This is a genomic window from Ancylobacter defluvii (assembly GCF_018390605.1).
Classification (GTDB): Bacteria; Pseudomonadota; Alphaproteobacteria; order Rhizobiales; family Xanthobacteraceae; genus Ancylobacter; species Ancylobacter defluvii.
Window position 1 is genome coordinate 169,302 of record NZ_JAHBGD010000027.1, and the last position, 15,753, is coordinate 185,054.

At 66.0% G+C, this 15,753-nt stretch carries 16 protein-coding genes; 5 read left to right on the top strand and 11 right to left on the bottom strand.

Annotated features, from left to right (window positions below):
• Nucleotides 1-235 precede the first annotated feature (235 nt).
• Nucleotides 236-733, top strand: coding sequence for a tripartite tricarboxylate transporter TctB family protein (locus KHC24_RS23120; protein ID WP_213366407.1), 498 nt, complete (start codon nt 236-238; stop codon nt 731-733).
• Nucleotides 734-747: 14 nt separating this feature from the next.
• Entirely contained in the window at nt 748-2,253 is a 1,506-nt protein-coding gene (locus KHC24_RS23125) for a tripartite tricarboxylate transporter permease (protein WP_213366410.1), read from the top strand.
• A gap of 52 nt (nt 2,254-2,305) precedes the next feature.
• Here the strand turns inward: KHC24_RS23125 and KHC24_RS25290 are convergent, their stop codons facing one another.
• From KHC24_RS25290 to KHC24_RS23165, 9 genes are all read right to left on the bottom strand, one after another.
• Nucleotides 2,306-2,704: a recombinase zinc ribbon domain-containing protein gene (locus KHC24_RS25290; protein ID WP_246547547.1), complete on the bottom strand. Its 399-nt coding sequence runs from the start codon at nt 2,702-2,704 to the stop codon at nt 2,306-2,308.
• A gap of 166 nt (nt 2,705-2,870) precedes the next feature.
• The gene (locus tag KHC24_RS25295) at nt 2,871-3,416 is read right to left on the bottom strand and encodes a recombinase family protein (RefSeq protein ID WP_246547550.1); all 546 of its coding nucleotides are present in this window, start codon (nt 3,414-3,416) and stop codon (nt 2,871-2,873) included.
• A 175-nt stretch (nt 3,417-3,591) separates the two neighbouring features.
• Entirely contained in the window at nt 3,592-4,374 is a 783-nt protein-coding gene (locus KHC24_RS23135) for an ABC transporter ATP-binding protein (protein WP_213366412.1), read from the bottom strand.
• A gap of 12 nt (nt 4,375-4,386) precedes the next feature.
• Nucleotides 4,387-5,244 (bottom strand): ABC transporter permease, encoded by an 858-nt coding sequence (locus tag KHC24_RS23140; RefSeq protein ID WP_213366415.1) that lies wholly within the window; start codon nt 5,242-5,244, stop codon nt 4,387-4,389.
• Between the two features lie 49 nt (nt 5,245-5,293).
• Complete coding sequence (locus KHC24_RS23145) at nt 5,294-6,304, bottom strand: ABC transporter substrate-binding protein (RefSeq protein WP_213366418.1); 1,011 nt, start codon at nt 6,302-6,304, stop codon at nt 5,294-5,296.
• A 24-nt stretch (nt 6,305-6,328) separates the two neighbouring features.
• Complete coding sequence (locus KHC24_RS23150) at nt 6,329-7,258, bottom strand: 2-hydroxyacid dehydrogenase (RefSeq protein ID WP_213366421.1); 930 nt, start codon at nt 7,256-7,258, stop codon at nt 6,329-6,331.
• Nucleotides 7,258-8,598 carry an NAD(P)/FAD-dependent oxidoreductase gene (locus KHC24_RS23155; protein WP_213366424.1) on the bottom strand — a complete coding sequence of 447 codons (1,341 nt, stop codon included), beginning with the start codon at nt 8,596-8,598 and terminating at the stop codon, nt 7,258-7,260. Before KHC24_RS23155 ends, KHC24_RS23150 begins: the two co-directional genes overlap by 1 nt.
• Nucleotides 8,599-8,600: 2 nt before the next feature.
• Nucleotides 8,601-9,854 carry an MFS transporter gene (locus KHC24_RS23160; RefSeq protein ID WP_213366426.1) on the bottom strand — a complete coding sequence of 418 codons (1,254 nt, stop codon included), beginning with the start codon at nt 9,852-9,854 and terminating at the stop codon, nt 8,601-8,603.
• A gap of 21 nt (nt 9,855-9,875) precedes the next feature.
• Entirely contained in the window at nt 9,876-11,105 is a 1,230-nt protein-coding gene (locus KHC24_RS23165) for a pyridoxal phosphate-dependent aminotransferase (protein WP_213366576.1), read from the bottom strand.
• Nucleotides 11,106-11,275: 170 nt separating this feature from the next.
• On the opposite strand from KHC24_RS23165, the gene KHC24_RS23170 reads away from it, so the two are divergent.
• Nucleotides 11,276-12,313 carry a LacI family DNA-binding transcriptional regulator gene (locus tag KHC24_RS23170; RefSeq protein WP_213366429.1) on the top strand — a complete coding sequence of 346 codons (1,038 nt, stop codon included), beginning with the start codon at nt 11,276-11,278 and terminating at the stop codon, nt 12,311-12,313.
• A 31-nt stretch (nt 12,314-12,344) separates the two neighbouring features.
• Here KHC24_RS23170 and KHC24_RS23175 read toward each other — a convergent pair whose 3' ends face one another.
• Complete coding sequence (locus KHC24_RS23175; protein WP_246547553.1) at nt 12,345-12,671, bottom strand: DUF3363 domain-containing protein; 327 nt, start codon at nt 12,669-12,671, stop codon at nt 12,345-12,347.
• Nucleotides 12,672-12,779: 108 nt separating this feature from the next.
• On the opposite strand from KHC24_RS23175, the gene KHC24_RS23180 reads away from it, so the two are divergent.
• The gene (locus KHC24_RS23180; protein WP_246547555.1) at nt 12,780-13,769 is read left to right on the top strand and encodes an alpha/beta hydrolase family protein; all 990 of its coding nucleotides are present in this window, start codon (nt 12,780-12,782) and stop codon (nt 13,767-13,769) included.
• 184 nt (nt 13,770-13,953) lie between these two features.
• Here the strand turns inward: KHC24_RS23180 and KHC24_RS23185 are convergent, their stop codons facing one another.
• A complete protein-coding gene (locus KHC24_RS23185; protein WP_213366435.1) occupies nt 13,954-14,193 on the bottom strand; it encodes a hypothetical protein in 240 nt (79 codons plus the stop codon).
• Nucleotides 14,194-14,260: 67 nt separating this feature from the next.
• Here KHC24_RS23185 and KHC24_RS23190 point away from each other — a divergent pair, with 67 nt between their 5' ends.
• Complete coding sequence (locus KHC24_RS23190; protein ID WP_213366436.1) at nt 14,261-15,268, top strand: hypothetical protein; 1,008 nt, start codon at nt 14,261-14,263, stop codon at nt 15,266-15,268.
• Nucleotides 15,269-15,753 lie beyond the last annotated feature (485 nt).

Consider the following 15,753-nt stretch of genomic DNA (forward strand, 5'->3'; position numbering starts at 1 on the left):
GGACACTGCGCGGCGACTCCCGACGCGGCCGACAGCCAGAACGCCCGCACGGAACCGGCGCGCGTCGTGCGATTGCGCTGACTCACACGCGGAACGCGACAGCTAAGGCGTCTGCGAACGGCTCGGTGTCCACGTCGTCACCGGGTCCGACAGTCCAACGTCACCAATTTCCACGCGGTCCTGGTTCTCCCTGGGGCGACCGATCCGCTGGATCCAGTCCTTGGGAGGGCAACGGATGTCAGACACTCCAGAGCAGGACGGCGCGACCGTCCGATCCTACCGTGACATCACGGCGGGCCTCATCTTCCTCGCGCTGGCGATCGCCTTCGGCTGGGAATCGACGAATTACGAGATGGGCCGGCCCGTCCGAATGGGTCCGGGGTTCATCCCGCTCGCCCTGGCGCTGATGCTTGGCGCGCTCGGGCTGGCGGTGATGCTGACGGGATTGAATAAGCATGGAGAAGGGGACAGCGGACCCGTTCCGTGGAGAGGGATAGCCCTTGTCGGGGTCGCTCTCGTTCTCTTCGGCGCCTTCGGCCGCGAACTCGGGCTCGTGCCTGTGGTGTTCCTCTGCTCCTTCGTGACGGCCTTGGCCTCGGTGCGGAACACCCTCAGTTCGGCTCTCGGCATCTCGGCAGCGCTGGCTGTCGTCTGTTGGGTCGTCTTCAAGCTCGGCCTTGGAATATCCCTTTCCACCATCGGCCCGGTCTTCGGACCGCTCCAGATATTTTGAGGGCGCCCCGGCTAATGGATCTCCTGTCTCATCTGACTCTCGGCTTCGAGACCGCCTTCACGGCCACGAACCTGCTGTGGTGCTTTGTCGGCGTGCTTCTCGGCACGCTGGTCGGCGTCCTTCCAGGCATCGGACCGACGGCAACGATCGCCATGCTCCTGCCGATCACCTTCACCTTCGCGCCGGTCACCGCGCTCATCATGCTGTCGGGCATCTACTACGGCGCACAGTACGGCGGCTCCACCACGGCGATCCTGATCAACCTGCCGGGCGAGAGTTCCTCGGCCGTGACGGCCATCGACGGCTACCAGTTGGCGCGCAAGGGCCGGGCCGGGACGGCACTCGCCACCGCCGCCCTTGGTTCCTTCTTCGCCGGCTCCGTCGCCACGATGATCCTCGCCGTCGCCGCTCCCCCGCTCGCGAAGGTGGCGCTGAACTTCGGTGCGGCGGAATACTTCTCGCTTCTCGTCCTTGGCCTCCTCGTCTCGATCTCGCTCGCCAACGGCTCGGTCCTCAAGGCACTGGCGATGATCGCACTCGGCCTCATGCTCGGTGCCGTCGGACAGGACGTGACCTCCGGCACGCCGCGCTTCACCCTCGGCTTTTCCGAGCTTTATGGGGGCATCAGCTTCGTCTCGCTCGCCGTCGGCATGTTCGGCATCGCCGAGATCTTCAAGAACCTCGAAAACGAGAGAACCCGTGAAGTCGGCATCTCGAAGGTGACGGGCCTCATGCTGTCCAAGGCCGACTTCCGGCGGATCGTCGCGCCCGTTCTGCGCGGTACCGCGCTCGGCTCGATCCTCGGAATCCTGCCCGGCGGCGGGCACATACTGGCGTCGTTTGCGTCCTACTCCGCCGAGAAGAGCCTGTCTAAAAATCCGAAGGAGTTCGGCCACGGCGCCATCGAGGGCGTTGCCGGTCCCGAAAGCGCCAACAACGCGGCGGCGCAGACCTCTTTCATCCCGCTCCTGACCCTCGGCATTCCCGCCCATCCGGTGATGGCGCTGATCCTCGGCGCCTTCATCCTTCAGGGCATCACGCCCGGACCGAACGTCATCAATGACCAGCCGGCACTCTTCTGGGGCATCATCGCCTCGATGTGGATCGGCAACGCGATGCTCGTCATCCTGAACCTCCCCTTGATCGGTCTCTGGGTGAAGATGCTGACGATCCCGTACCGCGTCCTCTTTCCGGCCATCGTCATCTTTGCGACGATCGGCTGCTACTCGATCAACTCGAACCCGCTCGACGTCTATTCGGTCTTCGTTTTCGGGGTGCTCGGCTATGTGCTGATCCGGCTCGGCTGCGAACCAGCGCCGCTCCTGCTCGGCTTCGTGCTCGGACCGCTGCTGGAGGAGAACCTGCGCCGCGCGATGATCATCTCCCGCGGCGATGCGACCGTGTTCCTGACTCGGCCGATCTCGGCGACGCTCCTCGCTCTGGGCCTTGCCTGCGTCATCGTCGCCGTTCTCCCATCGATCCGCCGTCGGCGAAAGGAAGTGTTCGTCGAGGACGATTGAACAAGTGGACGGCGCCGGAATAGCGAACCGGAATAGGATGGCCCATTAATCATTAAATCGCTGCCTCGGTCTTCTCCAGCTCTTGGCGGTCGGATTCTGCGAATGAGCGGCGCTCACGGTTGAGTCGGTTGGTTTCCTCGGCAAAAGCCCGCATGGCCTCGGCAGCCTTCTCCGGCGCCATCAGCCGGTTCTTCAGGCCGTTGACGACGCGCTCCTCAAGCTTGGCGCGTGTGATCGTCCGGCTGTTAGTGCAACCCGTGCCCATGAGATGGCTGGTGCAGCAATAGCGGTCCTGCCCTCGGCGAACGTAAGGCTGATCACAACAGCCGCAGAACGTCAGGCCGGACAGCATGGTGCGGGGGCGTCGGGTGGAGTTCAGAGCGTTCTCTGATGCCTTGCGCTCCTCGGCGCGGCGCGAGCCTTCGATGCTGTTCCTGTAGATATTGACCAACTCGATCTGCCGAGCCTTGGCGCACGGCAACAGCTCATCGGAGATGATCCGCAGTTCCGGGACATCCTTGCGCGCCCCAGGCGGCTCTCAGGGGTTCGCCACATGACCCGTAGGCCCGTGTTGGGGTCCTTGAGGCGACGCTGCCAGTTCCAGCGGATGATGCCGATTAGAGTTCGCAATTGAGGATGCCGGAGCCGACGGTGCGGCTGCCGCGAATGGTGGTGTCGGACCAGCGTCCGCCACTCGGGCTAACAACGCCCTCGCGGTTCAGATCGGCGGCGATGCGCTGCGGTCCCTTGCCTGCGGCGTACTCGCAAAAAATCCGGCGGACGATCTCCGCCTCAAACTCGATGATCTCGCGCTCACCTCGGATAGGATCGCCCTTGGCGTCGAGCTGCTTCACCACGCGATAGCCATAGGCATTGCCGCCACCGAGCTTGCCGGCTTCCACGCGTCCCCGAATGCCACGATTGGTCTTTAAGGCGAGGTCCTTGAGGAACAGCGCGTTCATCGTGCCCTTGAGGCCGACATGGAGCTCACTGATCTCACCCTCGGACAAGGTGACCAGCCGCACGCCTGCAAAACGCATCCGCTTGAATACGGCAGCGACGTCTTCCTGATCCCGGTTGATGCGGTCCAGCGCCTCGGACAGCACGACATCGAACTGGCGCGTCCGCTGCCGGGGGCACGGAGACTTGCTGGAGCTGGACATAGTCGAGTTGTGTAACATCTGAAAAATTGTAGGCTTGCCTACGGGCACTCTCAATGGCGAAGGCAGTTCTGAACAGGCATTACACCAGCGCAGCACGGAGGTTCCTTTGCTGGGCAAGAGATCCTCCCAGATAGGCCGTCGCCACTAGGCGATCTAAAATCAGCACGCAAACCTATTAATTGTTGTCTCGCATCGCTGCCATGTCGCCGGCTATATGGCTCCAGACTTCCCGCTTCATGCGGGCATAGCTCGGAAGCAACTGGGTATCGATATTGCGAGGCTTTGGCAGTTCATTCCCGATGAATGCCGAGATGCGGCCGGGCCGCGGCGACATCACCACGATCCGGTCGGCCATGATCAGCGCCTCGTCGATATTATGGGTGACGAACACGACGGTCTTGCCGCTGCGCATATGAATGCGGCCAAGCTCCTCCTGCAATATCTCGCGCGTCATGGCGTCAAGGGCCGCGAAGGGCTCGTCCATCAGAAGCACCTCGGGGTCGGCGGCCAGGCAGCGGGCCAGCGTCACGCGCTGCTGCATGCCGCCTGAAAGCTCGGTGGGATAATGGTCGCCGAAGCCGGAGAGGCCGACCATCTCGATGAACCGTTCCGCTATGTCCCGCCGCTCCCGGCGTCCTGCGCCCCGCATCTTGGGGCCGAAGGCGACGTTCTCGCGCACGGTCTTCCAGGGGAACAGCGCGTAGGACTGGAACACCATGCCGCAGCGCGGGTCGATGCCGCTGATCGGCTCACCGCGCAATCGAAGCTCGCCAACGCTCGGCGGTATGAATCCGGCGAACATGTTGAGCAGGGTCGACTTGCCGCATCCCGAGGCGCCGAGAAGGCAGACGAACTCGCCCTCCCTGACGTCCAGCGAGACATTGCTCAGGGCCAGCACGCCGCTGGCGCTGTTCCCGAAGGTCTTGGACACGCCACGGGCGGACAGGAAACTCGTCATTCGTGGGCTCCATCAATGGGTGCGGCGCGCCCGTTCCCAGGGCAGGAGCCGGGCTTCGATCCAGTTGGCTATGAGGTCGGCGACGAGAACCGTCGCGGAGATACAGATCATGCCGACCAGCACCAACGGCATGTTGCTCCAATCCTTGGCCGACCAGATGAGCGCGCCGAGGCCGGTCTGCGCGGCCACCATCTCGGCGGACAGGACGCAGGACCAGGCGATGGCGAGGCTGACTTTCAGACCGGCCAATATGCCCGGCAGCGAGCCCGGCAGCACCACCTCGCGCATCACGGCGAAGCTGCCGGCGCCGAGATTGCGCGCCGCCTTGATCAGCAGCGGGTCGACCCGCTTGGTGCTCTCAACGGTGTAAAGCAGTATGTAGATCCACGACCCCATGAAGACGATGGCGATCTTCTGCCCCTCCCCGATGCCGAGCCAAAGCATGGTGAGGGGGATCCAGGTGATGGACGGCAGGGGACGCAGCAGCGAGATCAGCGGGTCGATCGTCGCCTTCGCCGGCCACCAGCAGCCCATGACGATGCCGAGCGGCACCGCGACCAGCGCCGCGAGGCCAAAACCGAGGAAGACGCGCCGCCCCGATGCGACGACGGACATCCACAGGTCTGCCGTCCCCGCGACGCTTCTCGCCTCCGCCGCCACCATGGACGGCGAAGGAAAGAACAGCGGTGACACGGCGCCGGTCTCCGTTGCCAGCGCCCAGACGGCGTAGAAGGCGAATATGCCCAGAAGGTTGAGCAGCAGCACCGGGCGGCCGAGACCGGACAGGCGCCACCTGCGCCGGCCGGACGCGGACCCGGTCGGCGACTCGCGGGCGGGCAAGGCGAGATCGCCGGGGGCGGGCGTACTCATCAGCTCGTCTCCATTTTGGCGGTCGGGGGTATGCAATCCCGAGCCGGGATCAGGGCTTGGGCACGAAACTGGTGTTCTCCCAGAACTTCACATCGGGCTTTGCAGGAATCTTGCCGTTCTGCGCCAGCCAGCCGGCGAGGTAGTCCATCTGCGCGCTGTGCTTGCGCATGTGGTCGGGCCAGTCCTTCGAGCCGTAATAGGTGAAGCCCTTGATGCCCGCGAGCACGGTGGAGGCCGGCTGGCGGAAGTAGTGGGCGACGGTCTCGGCAGCATCCTCGGGATGGGCGTTGACGAAATCCGCCCCCTTCATCACCGCGCCTGCGAGCTTGGCGGCGGACGCCGGGTCCTCCTCCACCAGCTTGCGCGAGATGATCATGATGTCCGGCGCCGACATGGTGCCGAAGCGGGCATACATCTCGGTGTCCTTATCGGTGCCGAGCAGCACACCGTCCGGCACCGCCTTCTTCAGCCCGTCGAGGATGGGCTGCCAGATGCAGGCGGCATCGACATCGCCGCGCGCGAGAGCGAGCTGCATCTCGTTCGGCGGCAGGTTCACATAGGAGATGTCGGACGGCTTGAGGCCCTCCTTGGCGAGCAGGCCCGCCATGGTGATCTCGGCCGAGGTATTGGCGGCGACCTTCTTGCCCTTCAGGTCGCCGAAGCTCTTCACCCCCGGACGGGCCCAGCAGCCTTCGCTGCCCGGAGAGTCGTCGATGTTGGCGAAGTAGTAGAAGCTGGTGTTGCCGCGCGCCATCTCGCTGATGACGGTGGTGCGGCCCAGATTGCTGAAGGCGACGGAGCCGGCCGTTAGCGCCCGCACGCGGTCGCTGGAGTTGAGGACGACCTGCAGGTTCACGTCGAGGCCGGCTTCGGCGAAATACCCCTTGTCGAGCGCCACTAGCACCGGGACCATGCCGAGCCAGGTGACGGACCCCGCGAAGTCAAGCTTGGGGCGCTCCTGCGCGGCTGCGCGGCCGGGCTGGGCATGGGCGGCGGCGAGGGCGATCACCAGAGTGATCGCGAGGCGGGAGGTCCATCCGGAAAAACGCTGTCTCATCATGATCACTCTCCTGTCGTGTTGGGGTCAGTAGCCGGCGATAGTGTCGACCTCGTTCAGCAGCGGTTGCCCGTCACGGAAACGGCGGACATTGCCGGTGAAGGTGTCCACGATGGTCTGGAGGCTCGCCGTCGACGAGCAATGCGGCGTGACGTAGAGGTTCGGCACCTCCCAGAGCGGGCTGTCCGCCGGCAGCGGCTCGGTGGGGAAGGCGTCGATGGTGGCGGCACGCAGCGTGCCCGCCTGCAGGGCGGCGACAAGGTCGGCCTCGACGAGATGGCCGCCCCGTGCGGCGGAAATCACCACGCCGCCCGCCGGCATCCGCGCGAAGGTGGCGGCCCCGAGGATGCCGCGGGTCTCGTGCGTCAGCGGCAGCAGGTTGACGAGGATTTCGGTGCGGCCAAGGAAGTCGTCCAGCCCGCCGGCGCCATGGAAGCACGTGACGCTCGGCACCTCGTGCGGCGAGCGCGACCAGGCGGCCGTATCGTAGCCGATCGCGGCCAGGCGCTCGGCGGCAAGCCGGCCCATCTGGCCCAGCCCCATCACCCCGACGCGGACGTCCGATGCCGAGCGCATGATCTTGTAGGCCCAGTCGTGGCGCGCCTGGGCGGCGAGGAAATGCGCGAGGTCGCGATGGTGGAACAACGTCCAGGCCAGCACGTAGTCGGCCATGCGCGCCGCGAAGTCATGGTCGACCACCCGCACCATACGGATGCCTCTGGGAAAATCGGGGTCGAGCAGATAGTGGTCGATGCCCGCACCGGTCGCCGACATCAGCTTGAGATTGCGGAACGGCTTCAGGAAGCCGGGCGGCATCCGAAAGACGATGCAGATGTCGATGTCGTCGGGGTTGCCGGCTTCGGGCCATTCGCGGATGTCCTCGTCTGGCAGCGCGGCGCGAATGCCGTCGATGAGGTCGCGTCCATAGGCATTGTGGAGCCAGGTAAGGATGGCCATCAGGGTCGAGGTCCGTTGCTGGAGGAGAGAGCGGCGTGCGGCCCGTCGGCCTGCCGTCGCTCGATACTGCGGATGGCGACGGCTGCCGCGGCTGCCATCCAGGTGGAGCCGAGCAGCCAGTCACGCGGTCGGCCGGCGGTTGCGGGAAAGGGAGCATCCTCCGCAAGGGCGCCGAGCGCGCGCTGCGCCAGGGACTGTCCGAGAGCGGTTCCGAGACCGAGCCCGCGCCCACTGAGGCCGTAGCCGACGAGCAGGCCGGGCGCCGGCTCGACGAGGCGCGGATACTGGTCGCTGGAAAGATCGACCCAGCCGCTCCACTGCTCGGAGAAGCCCGGCACGTGGAGCTGCGGGAACAGGGCCCGCAGCCGCGTTAGGCCGGCGTCGGCGTCACCGGCGCCGCTCGCTCCCGAAGGCCCCGACAAGGTGACGACCAGCCGACCCTCGCCGGTACGCCGCACCCCGGAGGGCAGCCGGCGGGTGTCGGTCAGCGCGCGGTGGCGCTCCAGCACGCCAGAGAGCGCTTCGGCGGGCAGCGGCGCGGTGGCGGCCTCATGGACGCGGAACGGCAATAGGCGCCGCTTCATCGGCTTGAACAGTCCAGCGAGCCCGAGGCCCGCCGCGACGATCACCGTGTCGCAAAGTACCGTGCCCTGTGCGGTCTCGACACTCCAGCCGGTTGAGGCGCGGGTGAGCGCGGTGACCGGGCTCCGCTCATGCACCCTCGCGCCGGCGTCACGCGCGGCGCGGGCGAGGCCGCGCGTATAGGCGAGCGGGTTAAGCGTCAGCCCGCGCGGCTCGACCAGTGCGGCGAGGTAGCGCCCCCCTCCGATGGCCGCCGCCGCACCGGCCGCGTCGAGCAGCGGCAGGCCGATGCCACGCTCCGCCCAGGCGACCTGCCGCGCACGCAGCGCCTTGGCGCCCGAGGGCGCGTGCGCGGCAAAGACGAGGCCTCCCGCCTCGATGTCACAGGCGATGCCGTGGCGCTCGACCAGCGCGCGGACGCGTTCCGGCGCGGCAGCGGCGGCACGGACCAACCGCTCCCCGCACTCGGCGCCGAGCGCCGCCCGGGCGCCGGCAGGCTCGGTGCGCAGATAGGGAACCACCTGGCCGAAGGCGCGGCCGGAGCCGCCGGAGCCGATCCGCTCGGCTTCGAGCAGGTGCACCACCTTGCCCGCCTGCGCGAGATGAAGCGCCGCACTCGCGCCGGTGATGCCGCCGCCGATCACCGCCACATGCGCCCGCGCCGCGCCGATCAGCGGATCGGTCTCGATTGGAGGCTCGCCGCAGCCGGCATAGGCGCGGGGCAGCGTCGAGGCGGAGAAATCGCGATGTCCCGGCATGATCAGCCCTCCACCACCGGCGCCGCGGCCCGTCGGCGCAGCACCGTCTCGAGACGCATCAGAAGCAGCGGCGCCGTCCAGGACGCGGCGATGGCGTACCAGGCGACAAGGTCCATGCCCGCAAGCCGTCCATCGGGCCGGATGCTCAGCAGCAGCGGCGCGGTGCCGGCGCCGAGCGCCTGGGCGAGATTGGTCACCGCCGCCGCCAGCGACTGGAAGGCGGCGCGCTCGGCTGGCAGCGGCACCCTCGTGGCCGAGCCCTGCGTGATGGAGCTGCGCACAAGCTGCATCACCAGCACCATGGCAAGGATGGGAAGCGCGGGGAGCAGCGGCGCGGCGGCGAGAAAGGCGGCGCCGAGCACGACGGTGGTGACCACAGCGGCGCCGGTGGCTACCGGCAGCGCGCCGATCCGGTCGATGGCTCGCCCTGCCAGCGGCACCACCGCCAGCGCCATCAGCCCGCCGAGCAGATAGACGCCGGAGAGCCCGATGGGTCCGAGCGCGGTGTTGCGCATCACGAAGACGGGCAGGTTCGGCGACACCAGCAGCGCCGAGAAGGATGACGCCGCTATGAGAAGGAAGGCGATGAGGCTGGGCTGCCCGGCCATCAGCCGAAGCACGCCGCGCCAGGCCCGGCTCAGCGGACGCGCCTGCGCTTCGGCCAGATGCTCGCGCCGCGGCCCGATGGCGACCACCGTGACGACGGAGATGGCACCGCCCCCGATCGCCAGTACGGCAAGCGCCCAGCGCCAGCCACCGGGCATGGCGGCGAGCAGCGTACCCAGCGGCAGGCCGACCACCAGCGCCAGTCCGTAGGTGCCGACCAGCCGGCTGATGGCAAAGCCGCGGCGCTCCATCGGCACGACATCGCTGGCGATGGCGACGAGAAGACCCCAGAGCGGACCCGCGGCGATGCCTGCCGCCGCCCTCGCGGCCATCAGCGAGGTCATGTCCTGAGCGAGCGCGCCGGCGCCGGTCGCCACGGTGAACACGCAGACGCAGCCAGCCAGCGCCGTGCGGCGATCGAAGCGGTCGAGCACGAAGGAGGCGGCGAAGCCGCCCACGGCGGCAGCGAAGGAATAGGCCGCGCCGAGATAGCCGAGCGCATCCACCTTGCCGCCGATCTCCGCCACCACGAACGGCCCGAGCGGGAACATGACCGTGGCGTTCAGCGCCACCACGAAGGCGGCTGCCGCCAGCAGCGTCACGACCGCCCGTTCGGACAGGGAGCGAGGAGGGAGGAGAGCACGGGTCATTGCGGGTGCGCCTGCCGGTGCCTAGCCGAGAGCCTGCGCCGAGGCGGCCGTTTCCAGCGCCGCGCAGGCCACGCCGATGCGAGCGATCGCAGCGTCGAGCTTCTCGTCGGAGGCGGCGTAGGACAGGCGGACGTAGCCGGGGCAGCCGAAGGCCGAGCCATGCACCAGCCCGACGCCCGCGGCGTCCAGAAGATACAGCGCAACATCCTCGTCGGTGGTGATGCGCTGCCCGTCCGGCGCCCGGCTACCGAGCAGGGCCTCGCAGGAGGCGAAGAGATAGAAGGCACCCTCGGGCACGCGGCAGGTCAGGCCTTCGATCGCGTTGAGCCCGGCCGCCACCCTGTCGCGTCGGCGCGCGAAGGCCGCGACATGGCCGGCGATGAAGTCCTGCGGCCCGTCGAGCGCCGCCACCGCCGCCGCCTGGCTGATGGAGCAGGCGTTGGTGGTGGAATGCGACTGGATCGCCGACATCGCCCGGATCAGCGGCTTCGGGCCGCCGGCATAGCCGATGCGCCAGCCGGTCATGCAATATGTCTTGGAAACGCCGTTCATGGTGAGCGTGCGCGACCGCAGCCGCGGCTCCACGGCGGCGATGGTGGTGAAGCGGAAGTCGCCATAGGTCAGATGCTCATAGATGTCGTCGGTGAGTATCCAGACCTGCGGATGGCACAGCAGCACCTCGGCGAGCGCGGCAAGCTCCTCGCGCCTGTAGGCAGCGCCGGATGGGTTGGACGGCGAGTTCAGGATCACCCAGCGGGTCCGCTCGGTGATGGCGGCGTCGAGGTCGGCGGGGTCGAGGCGGAAGCCCTTCTCCGGCGCGCAGGGCACGATCACCGGCGTGGCCTCGGCAAGCAGCACCATCTCGGGATAGGACACCCAGTAGGGCGCGGGGATGATCACCTCGTCCCCCGCCGACAGACTGGCCATCAGCGCGTTGTAGACCACCTGCTTGCCGCCGCTGCCGACGATGATCTCGTCCGGCTTGTAGGCGAGCCCGTTCTCGCGCTCGAACTTGCGGGCAATGGCGGCGCGCAGGGCTGGCGTGCCGTTGACCGCAGTGTATTTGGTGTCGCCGCGGTCGATGGCGTCTTTCGCGGCCTGCTTGATGTGTTCCGGCGTGTCGAAGTCCGGCTCGCCCGCGACCAGGCTCAGAACGCTGCGCCCCTGCGCGGCCAACTCGGCGACGCGGCCATTGAGCATCACGGTTGGGGACGGCTTGACGCGGGCGAGGCGTTCGGCGATTTGGAACATGTTCATCGATTCCCATTTGATGATATGTAAATGCTTACACAACAGGAATATTAGTCAATGAACCGGTTCCAAATTATCTGCGCAAATGTCGCCCAACTGCTGCCTCGAAAGGCGAAATCGCGCCTCAAATCCCGGCAGGCGGTACTGCGGCGCGGCAGCGAGGGGCGGTCATGGCGGTGATCAAGAAGGCGACGATCCGCGATGTGGCGGCAAAAGCGGGGGTGGCGCTGGGCACCGTCTCGCGCGTGCTCAACGACCATCCATCGGTTACACCGCAGGCGCGGCGGGCCGTGCGCGAGGCGATCGAGGCGCTCGGCTATGAGCGCGACGCGGTCGCCGGCAGCCTGCGCAATGCCCGCACCCGCATGGTGGCCTGTGCGATACGCGATTTCGACATCCCCGCCTTCGCCAGCTATGTGAAGGCGGCCGAGGCGGTGTTCCGCGAGGCGGGCTACACGCTGCTGCTCGCCAGCACGTCGAACGAGAAGGACGTCGAACTCTCCCTTCTGCGCAGCTTCGCGCAGCGTCGCGTTGAGGGCGTGATGATGACGATGAGCGACGAGGCGGACGTAGAACTCGCACAGGGCATTGCCTCGGCGTCCATGCCCATCGTGCTGATCGACCGGGAGATGATGACCAATGTCGACCGCGTCATGGCCGACCATGAGGACGGTGCCGATCAGGCGACCTCACATCTGCTCGCACTCGGTCACCGCCGCATCGGAATGATCGTTGGCGATCCCGCCGCCTATCCCTCGCGTAGTCGCATTGCCGGCTACAGGCGCACGCATGATCGTCATGGCGTGCAGGTCGAAGAACGTCTGATCCGCAACCACGTGCTGTCCAACGAGGTCGCCTTCCGCGAGACCACGACGCTGCTTTCCGGCGACAACCGCCCTACTGCGCTGTTCGTCGCGGCCGTGGACATGCTTCCAGGAACACTGCGCGCGATTCGCGCGGCCCAAATGGTGCCGGGCAGGGATATCGGCATCGTGGCGGGCAGCGACTCGGACCTCGCCGAACTCGGATCGCCACCGATCTCGGCACTGTCGTGGGACCGGGGTGAAATGGGGCGTCACGCAGCGGAAATGTTGATCGAGCGTATTCGAGATAAGAAGCCTCGTCCTGCCCGCTGCGTCCGCCTGCCGGTGGCACTGATTGTACGAGATAGCGCCGGTCGGTCTAATGCGGATCAGGCCCTTAAATAACGGGATAATTATACTAGAGCCCCAGCCCCCCCTATGCCGGCCAAGATTTCCACTCGATCCCGCCGCTGCCGCGCATGACGCCCGAGAGGTGACGGCCGATCTGCTTGTCGAGCACCGGCTGCCAGGGCACGAGCTGGAAGCCGAGCCCGTCCTCCAGCATGGCGAAGCGGCCGGAAACCAGCTGAAGCTGGCGTGTCACAATGCCGGAGACATACTCGCCGCGACTGGAGGGCTGGTAGGTCAAACCGGTCGTTTTGGCGAGGTCGGCGGCAACGCGCTCCACCTCGCGGCGCTGAAGGCGGTTGATGAGATCGGGCACCTCGATGCCGCCGCTGGGCCGCCGTGTGGCTAGCCCCATGTCGACGAGCGTGTTCCGCCGCTGGTCGAGGGCGAGGCATGGAACCCGTCGCCAAAGATGGGGCGGATTCGATCGCTCTTCTCTCGCCCGAACGAAGACGGAGGAAGCATGAAGACTCTATCGACGACAATCTGCCGTGCGGCAGTGATAAGCTTGGCCCTTGCCACAGCAACGGGGCCAGCCCTAGCTCAGTCCGTGCCGGAGAAGGCGAATTTCGATCCCGCCAAGGTGGTCGCTGGCATCGCGATCACGCAGCAGGAATGCGCGGCGTTGGAGCAGAAGAATACCGCAATCTGGGTTCAAGCTGGCGGTGCTTCTGTCTGTATGCGCTATTTCGCGGCCGGCCTTGCATTCGCGCCCGGACCGAATCCCGTCGCCATGGTCTGGCTGAACGGCGATGTGCTTGGGCCGAAGGGCAACAATGCCGACAAGAGGCAGAGCGGCTTCGGACCGCGCGAGATGGTGGCGCTCGAACAGCGACTCTCGAGCGAGTTCGGCGTGCCTGCGATCTTTCTCGCCCGTCCCGGCACCTATGGCAGCGCCGGCAAGCATTTCACGATGCGCGGCAGGCCGGTCGAGGCGGCACTGGTCGATGCCGCGCTCGACGGGCTTAAGGAGCGATACGGCATCGGCGCGTTTGCGCTCGGCGGCCACAGCGGCGGCGGAACGCTGGTGGCTGAGATGCTCGCGCGGCGCCAAGATCTTCGTTGTGCCGTGATTTCATCCGGGGCCTCAGCCTATCGCGCCTATCTGGAAGCCCGTGGCCTGCTGAAGCCGAGTGAGAGGCTAACGCGCTTCGATCCCTATGACGCGCTCGACAAGATCCCAGCCGATCCGCAGCGCCGCATCTTTGTCATCGGCGACCCGCGCGAGACCAATGTGCCCTTCTCTGCGCAGAGACTTTATTTCGAGGGGCTGACGGCGCGGGGTCATGCCGCCTGGCTCATCCCGCTCCAACGGGCGAGCGACACTCGCCATCACGATCTCGTTGACTTTGGGGAGCTGGCAGACGGCATGTGCGCTGCCGGCAAGAGCACGAAGGCGATCATCGCGGCGCTGCAGGCACTGCCTGAGCCCCCGCCGCGCCTCTCTAACTAGTGCAGCAGCCGGACGGTATCCTGCGCACTCTGCTCGCTACCTTGCTGCTGCTCGCTCTTGCCGGCGGCGTGCATTCCGAGCCGTGGCAGAGCGTCGATCCTGATGATATCTCCGTTCGCCGGCCAACGCCATTCATGGGAAAGGCCTTCCGCGGGAAAAAGGTGGCCGGTCTGCTGCCGCCGAATCAAGGCTGGCGCTTCGCGCCACCGCTCACGCGGCTACGGCCTTGACCCTGCCGTAGCGGACCGGCATGGGCTTCCGCGAGCGCGTTGTAGATGCGCTGCCACTTGGTAATCTCGCCGGGGTCGACCATCTTGCAGGCGGCAATCAGCATCACAATTTCTTGGCCACGCAAGCCTTCCTCGGTATCGCCAAGTGCGCCGGCGATGGCTTCTAGCTGTGCCTGGGAAAAAAGCTGTGTCATCAGCAATCCATATCAACGGGCAGCTCGGTAATCACCTGCCCGCGTGCGCTGTGAAAGTGGAACCTGGATGTCCGAGGGCAACGATACGAAAGATCAGAGCGGCTTCGAGCAGGTCCCGGAGGTCCCGGTCCACGTCCTTAATACCTATTCTCGCTTGTGGCAGCTCGAAACCTGGTTGCGAACCATGGTCTATGTCGAGCTGCGAGCTTTGCTTGGTGATGATTGGGCGAAAGGCCTGAACCCCAGCTCCAATTCGTTCCAGGCCGACAAATCCCTGACCCATATGCCGACGCCCGAGATGAATGCGCTGAGCTACGCCCAGCTCAGCAAATTGACCGAGCTCATCGCGAACCATTGGGATTGCTTCTCGGTTTATCTGCCGCCCAAGGACCTCTGGGACGCGAAACTCAGGGAAGTGGCGCAGATTCGTCATCGGGTGGCCCACTTCCGGGTGGGCCATGTCGATGACCTAGCGCGCCTCAAGCAATTCCTCCGCGACATCGACAAAGGCTTCTGGACGTTCTGCACCAGCTACAACGACATGAACGCGGTTATACCGCAGGAGAGCGACCCGATCGCCAAGCACTTCCTTCCATTTGATCCGCTGCCGTGGGTCGAGGTGGAGGAGAAGACGTGGGCTCAGGTAGGCTTCCGCGACAAATCGTTGGTGGTGGGATTGAGCGTTCGATCACAGCGAAGACCATGGTGTCGGGAGCCGCTAGAAGCGGGAATGCCGGGGCACCTCTACGATTTCTACATGTTCGCCCAAGACGGTCGGACTTTCGATCTGCCCTACCTTCTGGAGCGGACACGCACTCTGCACCATCACCTCGTCCATCTCTGCCTCGACGACATGGATCGCTCGGTCCGCTTCACCGTGCCTGCCATACTCGGAGAGACGATGATCAAGGAGATCGTGCAGTCATGGCACGACGCGGCGGGGAGTGCCTGCCGCCGCTCGCCACTCCGTCCACCCTCTGATCTCGCGGATCGTTGGCCCGAATATGTGATTGGCTCATCCAATCCGCTCACCTTTCTCGACCCCTCCATGCCGTGCTCCTTCTTCGGGGTTTGAGGAGCTCGTTTCCACGTCGAGCCTGGGAGAAGGGTTTCAAAGAATCCACGAATGACCGGTGGCAGCATAACCCGACGTTCCCAATTGCGACGCCAATCGGCAGGAAAGCCCCGAAAGCAGGCTCTCGACCAATGGTTTGCGCGTCTCGGCATGTCGGGAGCGCTGCTAGGCGCTTGGCGGCAGCGAGTCGACGGGGCCTAGTCGATCGCACTCTAGCGTCGACGCTGCTCGGTCGGAGAGTGCGCTCGACGCAGACGGGACTGTTCAAGAACCGGCGAACGGGCGCGTCACCGACAGGGTGCCAGATCGTGTGGGTAGCGCTCTTTGCGTGGCCTTGTCCATTGGTTCATCGAGCTTGAAGTGCAGCGTTTTCCACGAGGATCGAGCGCGGTCGAGGGAGAAAGCTCGCACCTCGCCTCGATTGCATTCCTCTTGCACTTTTGCTGTTAACGTGCAGATTTGCACGGTTCCTGCAACAGGAGACT